Consider the following 14,304-nt stretch of genomic DNA (forward strand, 5'->3'; position numbering starts at 1 on the left):
CCTCCTCAGCTCGGGCTGCCCTGGTACGGCAGGAAGAACCGGGCGAAGACACGTTTCAGCGCCAACATCGCGGCCTGGAACCCGATACGGAATCCCCTGGCCGGCCGCGGGGCGGCGTGTGCGGGCGATTCGCCGCGCTCCTTGCGGCGGATCGCGTCCTGCAGATTCGCCGCGAAGTCGCGCATCAGCACCGACGAGACGTCCGAGATCATGCCCCGGCCGTATTGCGCCGCCGCGCCCGTGACCTGCAGATCCTGGGTGACGTCGACCCGGGTGCCGGTCCCCTGTCTGGACAGCACCGCGGTGACCTTCATGCTCGCCTCGCCGCGGCCCCGTTGTTCCGAGCCTGCCGCGTCGACCACGATCCGCTTGGCCGCCTCGTCCCGTTCGGCGATGGCCGCCTTGCCTTCGAACCGCAGCGACACCGGGCCCATGCGCACGCTGACCCGCCCGAGGTAGTTCTCGTCGCCGAGGTCCTCGGTGATCTCCGCGCCGGGCAGGCACGCCGCGACGCTGGGCACGTCGTCGAAGAAGCGCCAGACCTTCTCCACCGGCTGCGCGACGTCGAAGTGATTGGCAATCAGCATCGGGCCTCCTCCGGCTGATCCGACACATAGGACGCGGGATCCCGGCTGAACGCGCGACGACAACCGGGACAGCAGAAGTAGTAGGTGTGGCCCTGGTACTCGAACGGCCTCCCCGACTCGTCGGCGGTCACCGTCATGCCACACACCGGGTCCACCGCCTCGGCGGGTTGCCCGACCGCGGGCAGTCCGCTCGCCGGCAGCTCGCCTGCTGCCCGCAGCTGCACCAGTTCGGCCAGCACGCACACGGCGATCTCCCGGTGCGAGACGTGGCCGAGGTCCAATCCGGCGGGGACCCGCACCATGTCCAGGCGCTCCTTGGCAACGCCGCGGTCGGCGAGGTAGCCGAGCACCGCCTTGCCACGCTTGCGGGATCCCACCAGCGCGACGTATCCGGGCTCGGCGGCCAGCGCCTGCTCGACCGCCTCCTCGTCGTGGTGGCCCTGGGTCGCCACCACGACCAGGGCGTTGGGCGGCACGTCGGCCGAGGAAAACGCCGCGCCGTCGACCATCGTCGCCCGCCAGCCCAGCGCGGTGACCAGGTCGACGAGGGTGTGCGCCATCGGCGAGCGCCCGACGACCACGACCCGCGGTGCCGGCCGCACCGGCTCGACGAACACCTCGAGCGCGCCCTCGCTCTGGCACGAGATCGGCACCACGGTGGTGCCTTCCCGCACCTCGCCGCCGATCTGGTCGGCGGGCCCGAGCAGCAGGAGGCGGGGCTCGCCGTCGGCGAGGACCTCGCGCGCGTGGCGAACGATGACCGGCTCGGCGCACGCACCGCCGATCCAGCCGTGCACCTCGCCCGAGGCGGTCACGATCGCCCGGTTGCACTCCTTGCCCGACGACGGCCCCTGCCGCCACACCACGGTGGCCAGCGCGAACGCCTCGTCCCGCTGCGCCATCGCCGCAGCCTGTTCCAGCACGCCCCAGCCGGTGTGGTGCTCCATGTCCATCCACCTGCCCGTCCGGCCCGCCGGTTCCGCGGGCCACTCCAGCCGTCAGTCCTCGGTGCGCACCGGCGGCGCACCGGAGACGTCGCGGCGTTTGGTGAGTGCTTCCCACACCCGGTCCGGCAACAGCGGCATGTCGATGTTGCGCACCCCGGTGTGCGAGATCGCGTCCAGCACGGCGTTGACGAAGGCCGCGGGCCCCCCGACGGCGGCACATTCGCCGATGCCCTTGGCGCCGATCGGGTGGTGCGGCGACGGCGTGACGACTTCGCTGTGCAGCTCGAAGCCGGGCGTCTCCCACGCGGTCGGCAGCAGGTAGTCCATGTAGTTCGAGCCGATGCAGTTGCCTTCCGCGTCGTAGGTCTGGAACTGCATGCTCGACATGGCGTAGGCCTCGGTGAGACCGCCCATGATCTGTCCTTCGACGATCATCGGGTTGATGCGCACCCCGCAGTCGTCGACGGCGACCACCTTCAGTACGTCCCACACGCCGGTTTCCGGGTCGACCTCGACGGTGGCGATGTAGACCGCGAACGGCCATGTCATGTTCGGCGGGTCGTAGTAGGCGTGGTGCTCCAGCCCGGGCTCCATGCCGTCCGGCATGTTGCCGTAGGCGGCCATGGCGCATTCCTGGATCGTCACGCCACGCTCGGGCGAGCTGCGCAGGTAGAACCGGCCGAGCTCCCACTCGACGTCCTCTTCCGAAGCCTCCAGCAGGTGCGCGGCGATCGCCCTGGCCTTCGCCCGGATCTTGCGTGCCACCATCGCCGTCGCGGCCCCGGCGACCGGCGTGGACCGTGAGGCGTAGGTGCCCATGCCGAACGGCGCGGTGTCGGTGTCACCGTGCTCGACCACCACGTCGTCGGCGGGGATGCCCAGCTCGTGGCTGACGATCTGGGCGAACGTGGTCTCGTGGCCCTGGCCCTGGGTCTTCGACCCGATGCGCAGCAGCGCCTTGCCGGTCGGGTGGATCCGCAGCTCGGCGGAGTCGAACATCTTGATGCCGAGGATGTCGTACTCCCGGCTGTTGCCTGCGCCGAGCGGCTCGGTCATGGTCGAGATGCCCAGCCCGAGCAGCCTGCCTTTGGCCCGGGCTTCCTCCTGCTGCTTGCGGAAGTTGTCGTAGTCGATGGCCTTCAGGCCGACCTCCAGGCACTTGTGGTACTGGCCGGAGTCGACCAGGAAGCCGAACGGCGTGCGGTGCGGGAACTGGTCGTCACGGACCAGGTTGCGCCTGCGGAACTCCGCCTGGTCCATGCCCAGGTCGTTGGCCGCGGCGTGCATCATCCGTTCCTGGAAGTACATCGCCTCGGTGACCCGGAACGAGCAGCGGTAGGCGACCCCGCCTGGTGCCTTGTTGGTGTAGACGCCGCGCGCCACCAGGTGCGCGTTCGGCACGTTGTAGCAGGCGAACGTGGAGTGCAGCAGGCCGATCTTGAACTTGCTCGGCTGCGCGTCGGCGTAGAAGGCGCCGTGGTCGCTGTCGGCGCGGATGCGGATGCCGAGGATCCTGCCGTCCTTGGACAGGGCCATTTCGCTGTCCAGGTACATGTCCCTGGCGAACCCGGTGGAGATCAGGTTGCCGGTCTTGTCCTCGATCCACTTCACCGGCCGTTCCAGCAGGATGGAGCACAGGATCGCGCACACGTAGCCGGGGTAGACCGGCACCTTGTTGCCGAAGCCGCCGCCGATGTCCGGGGCGACGATACGGATCATGTGCTCGGGCAGCTCGGCGATCATGGCCACGGCGGCGCGCACGATGTGCGGGGCCTGCGTGGTCATGTAGACGGTGAGCTTGCCGGTGGCCCGGTTGAAGTCGGCCACCGCACCGCACGGCTCGATCGGCGACGGGTGCGAGCGCGGGTAGTGCAGCCGCAGCCTGGAGATCACGTCGGCCTGCTCGAACGCGCGGTCGGTTCCCTCCTTGTCGCCGACTTCCCAGGTGTAGATGAGGTTGTCCTGCTGGCCCGCCTTGTCGTCCCGGATGACCGGGGCGCCTTCGGCCATCGCCTGCTCCGGGGTGACCAGGGCGGGCAGCGGCTCGTACTCGACGTCGATCAGCTCGCAGGCGTCCTTGGCGATGTACGGGTCGTCGGCCACCACGCAGGCCACTTCCTGTCCCTGGAAGCGCACCTTGTCGGTGGCCAGCACCGCCTGGGTGTCGTAGGACAGCGTCGGCATCCAGGCCAGGTTGCGGGTGGCGGCCATCTCGCCGGTCAGCACCATGCGCACACCGGGCACTTCCCATGCGCGGCTGGTGTCGATCTTCTTGATCCGGGCGTGCGCCACCGGGCTGCGCAGGATCTCCATGTGCAGCATGCCGGGCAGCACGATGTCGTCGACGTAGTTGCCCTTGCCGCGGATGAACCGGTCGTCCTCGACGCGCTTGCGGCTGGNGCCGAGCCCGCCGATCTTGCGTTCGTCGACCGCCGTCATGCTTGCTCACCCCGCATCTTGCGGCCCGCCCACTGCACCGCCTTGACGATGTTCTGGTAGCCCGTGCAGCGGCACAGGTTTCCGGACAGGGCCCAGCGAATCTCGTCCTCCGACGGGTCCGGGTTCTCCTCGAGCAGGGCCTTGGCGGACATCAGCATCCCCGGGGTGCAGAACCCGCACTGCAGGCCGTGCTCCTCCTTGAAGCCTTCCTGCAGCGGGTGCAGCTCACTGGGCGTGGACAGACCCTCCACGGTCTGCACCTCGGCGCCGTCGGCCTGCACCGCGAGCATCGTGCACGACTTCACCGGGCGCCCGTTCACCAGCACGGTGCAGGCGCCGCAGTTCGTCGTGTCGCAGCCCATGTGGGTGCCGGTCAGGCCGAGCCCCCGGCGCAGCAGGTGCACCAGCAGCAGCCGTGGCTCCACCTCGGCCGTCTTGGTCTCCCCGTTGACCATGACGCGGATCCGGCGGATCGGTACCTCGGCGCCGGTCGCGGATTCTTCGTGCACAACCGTCATCTCATGCCGCCTTTCCCGCGGGGGTGGGTAGGACGCGACGCAGCGCCCTGCTGACGAACGTGCGCACCACGTGGCGCTTGTAGTCCGCGCTGCCTCGGTGGTCCGTCTGGGGATTGGCCGATTCCGCGGCCAGCTCGGCCGCCTCGGCGATGGTCTGTTCGGTCAGCTCACGACCGACGATCGCCTCTTCCGCGGCGGTGGCCCGCTGCCCGAGCGTGCCCACGCCGGTCAGGGCGATGCCTGCGCGGGTGATGCGGCCCTGATCGGTCTCCACCGCGACAGCCGCTCCCGCCGTGGCGAAGTCGCCCACCCGGCGCTCCAGCTTGAAGTAGGCGCCCGCGGGCTGGTGCCGTGGCGGCGGGATCACCGCCTCGACGGCGATCTCGCCCGGCCGCAGCGCGGGCGAGAACGGGCCGAGGACGAACTCCGTCATCGGCACGGTGCGCCTGCCGTCCGGCCCGACGACCACGACCGACGCGTCCAGTGCCAGCAGTACGGCCGACCAGTCCCCCTGCGGGTCGGCGTGGCAGATCGAGCCGACCAGGGTGCCGCGATGCCGCACCACCGGGTCGGCCACCAGCGGCGCCGCGGAGGCGACCACGGGGAAGTTGCCGAGCAGCGTCGACCGTTCCAGGTCGGCGTGCCGACACAGCGCGCCGACGTGCAGCGCGCCGTCCGACCCGGTGCGGTGGTACTCCAGGTCGGGCACGGTGTTCAGGTCGACCAGCAGCGCAGGCGCGGCGAACCGCAGCTTGAGCAGCGGCACCAGGCTCTGCCCGCCGGCCAGCACCTTGGCCTCGTCGCCGTACTCGGCCAGCAGCGCCTGGGCCTGGTCCAGCGAACGGGGCGCCTCGTAGGCGAAGCGGGGCGGGTACATGGATCCTCCTCGGGGCGAAGCCGGGCTACTCGCGCATCCGGTTCTCGTCGGGCGGTTCCGGCACCGCGATCGGCACCGTGTCGTCGGCGGGGTCCGGCCGCGGCTGCTGGTGCGGCGGCCACGGCCCCGGTACCGGCTGGCCTGCGACCTTGAAGAACTCGAGCAGCTGCGGCCAGGCCTGCACGGTCGGGCTGCCGCCCGGTTTCGGTTCCTGCGGTGCGTTGGCGAAGAGTTCGATCAGCCGCGGGTTGCCGCGGCTGTGGCCGTCCGACTCCGTCCGCATGGCTGACACCTCTCGACAGGACGCGCTGGCGTCATGTGGTGGAACCGTGATGATCCACCCCTCGGACGTGCGGCAAAACCGAGTAATAAGGCTTTGGTTAATCACTATCGGGTGATAGCGGCGCGGCAGGTAAGAGATCGCTTAACCGGGCCTTGCCAGCGGGGCATGCGCCGATGAAGATGACCGGCGCCGGCACTGCTCACCAGGCAGCTGGGAGACCCGCATGCAGGTACCCGCGCAGTTCGAATACGAACGAGCCACCAGCGTCGCGCATGCGGTGGATCTGCTGGTCAAGTACAACGGCGCCGGCCGGGTGATCGCAGGCGGGCACAGCCTGATCCCGATGATGAAGCTGCGGCTGGCCAGGCCGGAGGTGCTCATCGACATCAACGAGGTCGGTGAACTGGCCGGAATCGTGCGCGACGGCGACGAACTGCGGATCGGGGCGCTGGTGCGGCACAACGAATTGCTCGATTCGGCCGAGGCGGCGCAGCTGTTTCCGATTCTGGTGGACGCCGAACGGGTGATCGCCGATCCGATCGTGCGGAATCGCGGCACCGTCGGCGGATCGTTGTGCCAGGCCGATCCGTCCGAGGATTTGTCCGCGGCATTCAGCGCGCTGCGCGCTGATGCGGTCATCCAAGGTCCGCAGATTCGGCGCACGGTGCCGATCCGAGACTTCTTCGTCGGCCCGTACGAAACCGTCGTCGGGCCGGACGAGCTGCTGGTCGAGCTGCGCGTGCCGGTGCGGCCGGGCAGCGGCAGCGCATTCGTCAAAGTGAGCAGGCGCGCCGGGGACTGGGCGGTCGGCGCGGTCGGCGCCGCCGTGTGGCTGGCGGGCGACGTGATCACCGAGATCGGGATCGGGTTGTCCGCGCTCGGCGCGCAGAATTTCGTCGCCGTCGAGGCGGAGGACTTCCTGCGCGGGCGAGTGGTGTCGGCGGAGGCGTTCGCCGAGGCCGGGCGCATCGCCGCCGAGCACTGCGATCCACCGGTCGACCAGCGCGGCCCGGCGGACTACAAGCGGCATCTGGCGGCGACGTTGGTGGCGCGCTCGCTGACGCTGGCAAGCCACCGGGCAGGGCGAGAGGTGTGAGGCGTGGACATCACCGTGACGGTCAACGGTCGGCAGTACCGGCGCACCATCGAGCCGCGGGTGCTGCTCGCCTACTTCCTCCGGGACGAGCTGGGCCTGACCGGTACCCACCTGGGCTGCGACACGTCCAACTGCGGGGCGTGCGTGGTGTGGTTGGACGGCCTGCCGGTCAAGTCGTGCACGGTGCTGGCCGCGATGGCCGACGGCAAACAGGTACGCACCGTCGAGTCGCTGGCGCGCAACGGGCAGCTGGATCCGGTGCAGCAAGCGTTCATCGACTGTCACGGGGCCCAGTGCGGATTCTGCACCCCGGGCATGCTGATGACCGCACGCTGGCTGCTGGACCGCGATCCGGATCCTTCCGAGGAGCGGATCCGCGAGGCGATTTCCGGACAGCTGTGTCGCTGCACCGGGTACGAGAACATCGTGCGGGCTATCCGGCGCGCCGCCGAGCTGAGCAACACGGCGGACGACGACGGCTCCTCCGCGGCCCTGGCGGGTGAGCAACGAGACGAGGTGGCGTCGTGACCGCGGACGGCAACGGCTCGGCCTTCGGCTCACGGATCCGCAAAGAGGACGCCCGGTTCGTCCGCGGGCTGGGAAAGTTCGTCGACGACGTGGTTCTGCCCGGCATGCTGCACGGCGCGATGCTGCGCAGCCCGATGGCGCACGCCAGGATCGTGTCGGTCGACGTCAGTGCCGCGTTGGCACACCCCAGAGTGAAGACCGTGATCACCGGGGAGATGCTGGCCGAACGCGGCATGGCCTGGATGCCCACGCTGTCCTACGACCAACAAGCTGTGCTGGCCACCGACAAGGTGCGTTTCCAGGGGCAGGAAGTCGCTTTCGTCGTCGCAGAAGACCGCTACGCCGCGCGCGACGCTCTCGAGCTGATCGACGTCGAGTACGAGCCGCTGCCTGCCGTGGTCGACGCTCACCAGGCGTTGGCGCCGGACGCCCCGGTGATCCGCGACGACCGGCCCGGTCAGCAGGACAACCACATCTTCGACTGGGAATCCGGCGACGCCCAGCGCGTGGCCGAGGTGTTCGCCGAGGCCGACGTGGTGGTCGAGCAGGACATGCTCTATCCGCGGGTGCATCCCGCGCCGCTGGAGACCTGCGGGATCGTGGCCGACATGGACCCGGTCAGCGGCCGCCTGACCGTGTGGTCGACCGCCCAGGCACCGCACGCCCACCGCTCGCTGTACGCGCAACTGACCGGCATTCCGGAGCATCGGATCCGGGTGATCGCCAACGACATCGGCGGTGGCTTCGGCAACAAGGTCGGCGTCTACCCCGGATACGTGTGCGCGATCGTCGCGTCGATGATCACCCAGCAACCGGTCAAGTGGATCGAGGACCGGGCGGAGAACCTGATGAGCACGGCATTCGCCAGGGACTACCACATGCGCGGCGAGATCGCCGCCCGCTCCGACGGCACGATCCTCGGCCTGCGCGTCCGGGTGCTGGCCGACCACGGCGCGTTCAACGCCACCGCGCAGCCGTCCCGCTACCCGGCGGGGTTCTTCGGTGTGTTCACCGGCTCCTACGACCTGCAAGCCGCCCACTGCTCGGTCACCGGCGTCTACACCAACAAGGCGCCCGGCGGGGTGGCCTACTCGTGCTCGTTCCGCGTCACCGAGGCGGTCTACCTGGTCGAGCGCATGGTCGACCTGTTGGCGTGCGAGCTGGACATGGACCCCGCCGAGCTGCGCATGCGCAACCTGATCCGGCCCGAGCAGTTCCCGTACGACACGGCCACCGGGTGGCGGTACGACTCGGGCGACTACCCGCGGGCGCTGGCCAAGCTGCTGGACATGGCCGGCTACCACGACCTGCGCGCCGAGCAGGCGGCCAAGCGTGAGCGCGGCGAGCTGATGGGCATCGGCCTGAGCTTCTTCACCGAGGCGGTCGGCGCCGGGCCACGCAAGCACCTGGACATGTACGGATTCGGCATGGCCGACGGCGCGGAACTGCGTGTCCACCCGTCGGGTACCGCGGTGCTGCGGGTGTCGTGCATGTCGCAAGGCCAGGGGCACGAGACGACGTTCGCGCAGCTGGTGGCCAACGAGCTCGGGATCGGCGTGGACGAGGTGGACGTCGTGCAAGGCGACACCGACCACACGCCGTTCGGGGTGGGCACATACGGATCGCGTTCGATCGCCGTGTCGGGAGCGGCCGCGGTGACCGTGGCGCGGAAGGTGCGGGAACAAGCGCGGTTGATCGCCGCCGCCATGCTGGAAGCCGACCCCGAAGACCTCGAGTGGGGTGACGGACGCTGGTACGTGCGCGGTGTCGAAGGCGCCGGGCACACGCTGGCCGAGATCGCTCGTGCCGCGCACGCCGACATCGACCTTCCCGACGGGGTCGACGGCCAGCTCGCCGCCAGCACCGTCTACAACCCGCCGAACCTCACCTTCCCGTTCGGCGCGTATCTGTGCGTGGTCGATGTCGACCCGGATACCGGACAGGTCACGGTGCGCAGGTTCGTCGCCGTCGACGACTGCGGGGTGCGGATCAACCCGATGATCGTGGACGGCCAGATCCACCGAGGCCTGGCCGACGGCATCGGCATGGCGCTGATGGAGCACATCGCCTTCGACGCCGACGGCAACCATCTGGGCGGCTCGTTCATGGACTACCTGTTGCCCACCGCGCTGGAATGCCCGTCGTGGGAGCTCGGCGAGACCGTCACGCCGTCGCCGCACCACCCGGTCGGGGCGAAAGGCATCGGCGAAGCGGCCACGGTCGGTTCCCCGGCCGCGGTGGTGAACGCCGTGATGGACGCGCTCCGGCCCTGCGGGGTGCGGCACGCCGACATGCCGCTCACGCCCGCCGCGGTGTGGCGGGCGATCCAAGGCCGTGCGCTGCGCAGTGACCTGGCGATCAGGTGAGCGCCGAGCTCGCGTGCGCTATTCGCCGGTGAGGTGGCCGAGCACCGCAGCGGGCCGGAACACGCGCCCCGTCCTGGTTTCCCGGGCATCGGCGAACTCGGCCAGGCGCAGGCCGGCGTTGATCGCCAGCCAGCGCAGCGGTTCGGGTTCCCACTGCGGCCACCGATGACCGACCCAAGGCAGCCGGGCCCGTGCTGAATCCCGCCCGCTGATCAGGTCGGCGAGCGTCCGTCCGGCGAGGTTCGCAGTCGCGACACCGTCACCGACGTATCCCCCGCCCCACGCCAGCCCGGTCGAGCGGTCCAGTCCCACCGACGCCGTCCAGTCGCGCGGAACACCGAGTGGTCCGCCCCACCTGTGCGTCACCGGCGGCCGCGGGCCCAACGCCGGGAACAGATCCACCAGCGTCCGGTCGATCGCGGTGTGGACGCGCGTGTCCTGGCCGAATGCGGGCGCCACCTGCGAGCCGTAGTGATAGGGCGCGCCACGCCCGCCGAATGCCAGCCGGTCGTCCGCGGTCCGCTGGCCGTAGATGATCATGCGACGGAAGTCGGAGAACGTCTCCCGGCGCGCGAGACCGGCATGCGCCCAGAAGGACGCCGGCAACGGCTCGGTCACCGCCATCAGCGAGTACAGCGGGACCAGCAGACGACGGTGACCGGGCAACCCGGCGGTGTAGCCCTCGGTCGCGCGCACGATCACCTCGGCGCGCACGCTGCCCGCTTCCGTCTCGACGCGTCCCGGCTGCAGCCGCAGCACACGAGTCTGTTCGCGAATGGTCACGCCAAGCCGTTCCACCGCGTCGGCCAGGCCGCGCACCAGCTTCCCGGGGTGTATCGCCGCACAGTGCGGTGTGTAGGTCCCGCCGCGCACTCGCGTTGCGTTGCACAGAGCAGACGCCTCCGGCGCTGCCAGCCACGCCAGCCCGGTGCCGAAAGGAGCCTCGGCGTCCACGACCGCTCGTCCGCGCGCTTCTTGCACTGCCGATCGGGCCAGGACCACCGTGCCGCCCTTGGCGTAGTCGCAGTCGACACCTTCTGCCGTCGCGACCCGGCCGATCTCGTCGATCGTGTCCCGCATGGCCGCCACCAGGGCGCTCGCCCGGGCCACGCCGTGCTTGCGCGCGACCGCGGCCGGCGATGCCGGGAAGAGTGCCGAGCACCAGCCGCCGTTGCGTCCGCTGGCCCCGTAGCCGGCCACTTGCGCCTCGAGGACGACGATGCGCAGCCCGGGGTCCGCTGCGGCGAGGTAGTAGGCGGTCCACAGCCCGGTGAATCCGGCGCCGATGACGACGACATCGGCGTCCGTGCTGCCCGGGAGTGCCGCGCGCGGTGTCAGGTCTGCCGTCGACAGCCAGTAGCTGATCGGCCCCTGGCCGCTCACAAGCGGCTCCAGGCCTCCGACAACACCGTCCGGAGGATCTGCTCCATTTCCGCGAAATGCGGTTCCTCGCAGATGAGCGGCGGCGCCAGCTGTACCACCGGATCGCCGCGGTCGTCGGCACGGCAGTACAGGCCGTTCTCGTAGAGCGCCTTCGACAGGAACCCGCGCAGCAGGCTCTCCGACTCGTCCTCGTCGAACGTCTCGCGGGTGTTCTTGTCCTTCACCAGTTCGATGCCGAAGAAGTACCCGTCGCCGCGCACGTCTCCGACGATCGGCAAGTCGTACAACCGCTCCAGATACGAGCGGAACAGGTCGGTGTTGGCTCGTACGTGCGCGTTGAGGTCTTCCCTGGCGAACAGATCGAGGTTCGCCAGGGCAACGGCGGACGCCACCGGGTGCCCGCCGAACGTGGCGCCGTGCGCGAACCAGTTGGTGCCGTGCCGGAACGGCTCGGCCAGCTTCTCGCTCACGATCATCGCGCCGAGCGGCACGTATCCACTGGTCATGCCCTTGGCGCAGGTGATGATGTCGGGCTGGTAGCCGTACCTGATCGCGCCGAAGTACTCGCCGAGCCTGCCGAAGGCGCAGATCACTTCGTCGGACACCAGCAGCACGTCGTGCCGATCGCAGATCTCCCGGACGCGCTGGAAGTATCCCGGCGGCGGCGGGAAGCAGCCACCCGCGTTCTGCACCGGCTCGAGATACACCGCCGCGACCGTCTCCGGCCCTTCGAACTCGATGGCTTCCTCGATGCGGTCGGCCGCCCATCGGCCGAACGCCTCCGCGTCGTCCCCGTCCGGCCCCGCCGTACCCTGCGGGGCCCGGTAGATGTTGGTGTTCGGCACCCGGACGGTACTGGGAACCAGCGGCTCGAACTCCTGTTTCAGGTTCGGCAGGCCGGTGATGGACAGCGCCCCCATCGACGTGCCGTGGTAGGCGATCGCCCGGGAGACGACCTTGTGCTTGCCCGGCCTGCCGATCAGCTTGAAGTACGAGCGCGCCAGCTTCCACGCGCTTTCCACCGCTTCCGACCCGGTGGTGGTGAAGAAGACCTGGTTCAGCTCCCCCGGAGCCAGCGACGCCAGCCGCTCGGACAGCTCCAGGGCCTTCGGGTGCGCGTAGGACCAGATCGGGAAGAAGGCGAGCTCGCGGGCCTGCTTGGCGGCGGCCTCGGCGAGCTCTTCCCGGCCGTGCCCGGCCTGGACGACGAACAATCCGGACAGGCCGTCCAGGTAGCGCCTGCCGTCGGTGTCGTAGATGTAGGCGCCCTCGCCGCGAGCGATCGTCGGGACCGGCTCGTGCGCATACGCCGACATCCGTGTGAAGTGCATCCACAGATTGCCGGACATGCAACGGTTATCGCACAAATCAGGCGCCTTTACAAGAGATATCGAAATCTCACACCCTGATTTGCTACGGATTCCGTGTCAGGCCGTGCCCCAGGTGTAGGTCTGCTTGCGCAGCTTGAGGTAGGTGAACGCCTCGGTGGTGACCACCCCGTCCACCGCGCGGATCCGCTTGATGATCTCCAGCAGGTGGTCGTCGTTGCGGGCCACCACCTCCACGAGCAGGTCGAACGATCCGGCGGTGATCACCACGTAGTCGACCTCGGCGAGCTCGGCCAGCTTGTCCGCGGTCTCCTCCAGGTCTCCGGAGACCCGCACGCCGACCATCGCCTGCCTGGCGAACCCGAGCTGCATCGGGTCGGTCACGGCCACGATCTGCATGATTCCGGCGTCGATCATGCGCTGGACGCGCTGGCGGACCGCCGCTTCGGACAGGCCGACCGCGCGCCCGATGGTGGCGTACGGCCGCCTGCCGTCCTGTTGCAGCTGCTCGATGATCTTCTTGCCCGCCTCGTCGAGCAGGGCGTGCGCACCCTCGTGCACCACCAGCCGGCGCTCCGCCGCCGATCTCGTCATGTCGGCCTCCTTCCCACCCCACAGCATGCCGTATTTCGTTGCGTATCACGACCGTTACAACGGAATCCCTTGTTGGAGTCCATCCATCGTGTCAATATCGTCGTCATGCGGGCCTGGCAACGCTCCGGGATCTCCCCCGAGGCCCCGAGGCGGGCGCGGTGATGTCACTGCTGTCCTCGGGGAGATCCGGCGCGTCCCGCCGAACCGTACTCCGGGGCGCCGCAGCCGCGGGCGCGCTGGCCGCCACCGGCGTGTTCGCCGGCTGCGGCATGCCGGGCACCAGGCGTGATCCGGCCGAATGCCGCGCGCCGGACCGGTCCGGCAGCGATCGCAGGCTGGTAGTGTCCAACTGGCCGCTGTACATCGACGTGTCCGAGGACGACGAGTCGATCCGGCCGACGCTGGAGCTGTTCACCGAGCGCACCGGCATCTCGGTGTCCTACCAGGAGGACATCAACGACAACAACGAGTTCTTCGGCAAGGTGCGCAACCAGCTGTCGGCGTGCCAGCCGATCGACCGCGACATCGTCGTGCTCACCGACTGGATGGCCGCCCGCCTGGTCCGGCTCGGCTGGGTGCAGCCGCTGAATCCCGGCGCGCTGCCGAACGTCACGGCTAACCTGCTCGACTCGCTGCGCGACAGACCTTGGGACAGCGACAACAAGTACGCGGTGCCGTGGCAGACCGGCCTGTCCGGGATCGCCTACAACGGCAACGTCACCTCCGAGGTCCGTTCCATGGACGAGCTGCTCACCCGGCCCGACCTGCGGGGCAAGGTCACCTGCCTGTCGGAGATGCGCGACACGATGGGCCTGCTGCTGCTCGATCAAGGGTCCGACCCGTCGAACTTCACCGAGCAGGAGTTCACCCGGGCGCTCGACAAGCTGCAGGCCGCGGTGGACAACGGGCACGTGCGGCGGTTCACCGGCAACGACTACGCCCAGGAACTGGCCAAGGGAGACATCGCCGCCTGTGTGGCGTGGTCGGGCGACGTCATCCAGCTCAACTTCGAGGACGAGAAGGTGCGGTTCGTGCCGCCGGACGCCGGCGTGATGCTGTGGTCGGACAACATGCAGGTGCCCAACGAGGCGACGCACCAGCGCAACGCCGAGAAGTTCATGAACTTCTACTACGAGCCCGCCGTCGCCGCCGAGCTGGCCGCCTGGGTCAACTACATCTGCCCGGTCAAGGGCGCCCAGGAGGAGATGGCGAAGATCGACCCCGAGCTGGCGGAGAACCCGCTGATCTTCCCGGACGAGCAGGTGCTGGCCGGCTCGAAGGTCTTCATGCCGCTGAACGAGGCGGAGGAACGCCTCTACGAAGAGCAGTTCCAGCAGGTGATCGGAGCGTGACGAACC

Annotated in this window: 13 protein-coding genes; 4 read left to right on the plus strand and 9 right to left on the minus strand. The window is 69.4% G+C overall.

Annotated features, from left to right (window positions below):
• Positions 1-5: 5 nt before the first annotated feature.
• The 6 genes from YWY_RS0107600 to YWY_RS0107625 form a co-directional block, all read right to left on the minus strand.
• Positions 6-587, minus strand: coding sequence for an SRPBCC family protein (locus tag YWY_RS0107600; protein WP_028847121.1), 582 nt, complete (start codon positions 585-587; stop codon positions 6-8).
• Complete coding sequence (locus tag YWY_RS0107605) at positions 581-1,534, minus strand: XdhC family protein (RefSeq protein WP_169725227.1); 954 nt, start codon at positions 1,532-1,534, stop codon at positions 581-583. The genes YWY_RS0107600 and YWY_RS0107605 overlap by 7 nt, the downstream gene beginning before the upstream one ends.
• 51 nt (positions 1,535-1,585) lie before the next feature.
• Positions 1,586-3,973 (minus strand): aerobic carbon-monoxide dehydrogenase large subunit, encoded by a 2,388-nt coding sequence (locus tag YWY_RS0107610; protein WP_028847123.1) that lies wholly within the window; start codon positions 3,971-3,973, stop codon positions 1,586-1,588.
• Entirely contained in the window at positions 3,970-4,491 is a 522-nt protein-coding gene (locus YWY_RS0107615) for a (2Fe-2S)-binding protein (RefSeq protein ID WP_051310023.1), read from the minus strand. The genes YWY_RS0107610 and YWY_RS0107615 overlap by 4 nt, the downstream gene beginning before the upstream one ends.
• Before the next feature lies 1 nt (position 4,492).
• Positions 4,493-5,368 (minus strand): FAD binding domain-containing protein, encoded by an 876-nt coding sequence (locus YWY_RS0107620; protein WP_028847125.1) that lies wholly within the window; start codon positions 5,366-5,368, stop codon positions 4,493-4,495.
• A gap of 25 nt (positions 5,369-5,393) precedes the next feature.
• Complete coding sequence (locus YWY_RS0107625; RefSeq protein ID WP_028847126.1) at positions 5,394-5,651, minus strand: hypothetical protein; 258 nt, start codon at positions 5,649-5,651, stop codon at positions 5,394-5,396.
• Positions 5,652-5,874: 223 nt separating this feature from the next.
• Here YWY_RS0107625 and YWY_RS0107630 point away from each other — a divergent pair, with 223 nt between their 5' ends.
• Genes YWY_RS0107630 through YWY_RS0107640 form a run of 3 tightly spaced genes read left to right on the plus strand, consistent with a single transcriptional unit; the run spans position 5,875 to position 9,641 of the window.
• The gene (locus YWY_RS0107630) at positions 5,875-6,747 is read left to right on the plus strand and encodes an FAD binding domain-containing protein (protein WP_028847127.1); all 873 of its coding nucleotides are present in this window, start codon (positions 5,875-5,877) and stop codon (positions 6,745-6,747) included.
• Between the two features lie 3 nt (positions 6,748-6,750).
• Positions 6,751-7,275 (plus strand): (2Fe-2S)-binding protein, encoded by a 525-nt coding sequence (locus YWY_RS0107635; protein WP_028847128.1) that lies wholly within the window; start codon positions 6,751-6,753, stop codon positions 7,273-7,275.
• Positions 7,272-9,641 (plus strand): aerobic carbon-monoxide dehydrogenase large subunit, encoded by a 2,370-nt coding sequence (locus YWY_RS0107640; RefSeq protein WP_028847129.1) that lies wholly within the window; start codon positions 7,272-7,274, stop codon positions 9,639-9,641. The genes YWY_RS0107635 and YWY_RS0107640 overlap by 4 nt, the downstream gene beginning before the upstream one ends.
• An 18-nt stretch (positions 9,642-9,659) precedes the next feature.
• Here the strand turns inward: YWY_RS0107640 and YWY_RS0107645 are convergent, their stop codons facing one another.
• The 3 genes from YWY_RS0107645 to YWY_RS0107655 form a co-directional block, all read right to left on the minus strand.
• Positions 9,660-11,024 carry an NAD(P)/FAD-dependent oxidoreductase gene (locus YWY_RS0107645; RefSeq protein WP_038044775.1) on the minus strand — a complete coding sequence of 455 codons (1,365 nt, stop codon included), beginning with the start codon at positions 11,022-11,024 and terminating at the stop codon, positions 9,660-9,662.
• Entirely contained in the window at positions 11,021-12,373 is a 1,353-nt protein-coding gene (locus tag YWY_RS0107650) for an aspartate aminotransferase family protein (RefSeq protein ID WP_038044776.1), read from the minus strand. Before YWY_RS0107650 ends, YWY_RS0107645 begins: the two co-directional genes overlap by 4 nt.
• 78 nt (positions 12,374-12,451) lie before the next feature.
• On the minus strand, positions 12,452-12,946 hold the full coding sequence (locus tag YWY_RS0107655; RefSeq protein WP_028847131.1) for an Lrp/AsnC family transcriptional regulator: 495 nt from the start codon (positions 12,944-12,946) through the stop codon (positions 12,452-12,454).
• A gap of 161 nt (positions 12,947-13,107) precedes the next feature.
• Here YWY_RS0107655 and YWY_RS0107660 point away from each other — a divergent pair, with 161 nt between their 5' ends.
• Positions 13,108-14,298, plus strand: coding sequence for an ABC transporter substrate-binding protein (locus tag YWY_RS0107660; RefSeq protein WP_038044777.1), 1,191 nt, complete (start codon positions 13,108-13,110; stop codon positions 14,296-14,298).
• Positions 14,299-14,304: the final 6 nt, after the last annotated feature.

The organism is Thermocrispum agreste DSM 44070 (assembly GCF_000427905.1).
Lineage (GTDB): Bacteria > Actinomycetota > Actinomycetes > Mycobacteriales > Pseudonocardiaceae > Thermocrispum > Thermocrispum agreste.

Bases quoted from the DNA above. Each gene is read 5' to 3' on its own strand.
- YWY_RS0107650 (WP_038044776.1), bottom strand. From the start codon at position 12,373: ATGTCCGGCAATCTGTGGATGCACTTCACACGGATGTCGGCGTATGCG.
- YWY_RS0107620 (WP_028847125.1), bottom strand. From the start codon at position 5,368: ATGTACCCGCCCCGCTTCGCCTACGAGGCGCCCCGTTCGCTGGACCAG.
- YWY_RS0107655 (WP_028847131.1), bottom strand. From the start codon at position 12,946: ATGACGAGATCGGCGGCGGAGCGCCGGCTGGTGGTGCACGAGGGTGCG.
- YWY_RS0107660 (WP_038044777.1), top strand. From the start codon at position 13,108: ATGTCACTGCTGTCCTCGGGGAGATCCGGCGCGTCCCGCCGAACCGTA.
- YWY_RS0107615 (WP_051310023.1), bottom strand. From the start codon at position 4,491: ATGACGGTTGTGCACGAAGAATCCGCGACCGGCGCCGAGGTACCGATC.
- YWY_RS0107600 (WP_028847121.1), bottom strand. From the start codon at position 587: ATGCTGATTGCCAATCACTTCGACGTCGCGCAGCCGGTGGAGAAGGTC.
- YWY_RS0107605 (WP_169725227.1), bottom strand. From the start codon at position 1,534: ATGGAGCACCACACCGGCTGGGGCGTGCTGGAACAGGCTGCGGCGATG.
- YWY_RS0107625 (WP_028847126.1), bottom strand. From the start codon at position 5,651: ATGCGGACGGAGTCGGACGGCCACAGCCGCGGCAACCCGCGGCTGATC.
- YWY_RS0107630 (WP_028847127.1), top strand. From the start codon at position 5,875: ATGCAGGTACCCGCGCAGTTCGAATACGAACGAGCCACCAGCGTCGCG.